Source organism: Mesorhizobium sp. M1322 (genome assembly GCF_040318085.1).
Taxonomy (GTDB): Bacteria; Pseudomonadota; Alphaproteobacteria; order Rhizobiales; family Rhizobiaceae; genus Mesorhizobium.
The window spans coordinates 1-637 of sequence record NZ_JAMYLP010000222.1 but is presented as its reverse complement, the minus strand read 5'-3'; the positions used below and the strand labels follow the sequence as shown (position 1 = coordinate 637).

Genomic DNA, 637 nt, shown 5'->3' with positions numbered 1-637 from the left:
TTGCCGCCGCCAAAGGTCTGATGGATCGGAACGATCTGGCTGGTCGGGATGCCCGACTCCACCGCAGCAGCCACGGTTCTGTCGATCATGTCGTAGTCGACCGTGTCTGTGCCGGTGCGCACCGGATAGGCGCTTATTCCAAACAGATCGATATGCGTGTTATCATAGTTGTAGGTGTTGGAAAAATCCGAGTTTTCGGCTGACCCCATGTCCATCGCGGTGATGAAGGTCTTGGCGTCTGGCATGCGAGCGTGGATCCAGTCGGATTCGGCTTTCAGATCCTCAGCGTCTACCTGGGTGTGGTATTGGCCGGTGGGATCCGGCTCGTCGACGAGAAAAAACCCATACACCTTCGGATTGCCAAGGAAGGGGGTGACTTTGTCGATAAAGGACTGGGTCACGCCCTCGCCCTCGTTGAGCCAGACCATAGCCTTCGTGCCATCCGGCAGCTCATTGACCTGGTCGATGTATTGAACGTCGACCAGATTGAAACCGGCGCTTGCGACTTCTGTGGCGGACCCACCTGCTGCGAAATGAAGTGCCATTAATAATCCTTTTTTTCTTAGCGCCCCGCGGTGCCTGCCTACTCGACGGCGTATATTAGCTTCAAATCACATACCAACACCCCTCTGATAGA

General features: G+C 55.3%; 1 pseudogene. It reads right to left on the bottom strand.

Features of this window, described 5'->3' with window-relative positions:
* Positions 1-545 (bottom strand): annotated as a pseudogene (locus NKH12_RS30485) (calcium-binding protein); the annotation flags it as partial.
* Between the last annotated feature and the right edge of the window lie 92 nt (positions 546-637).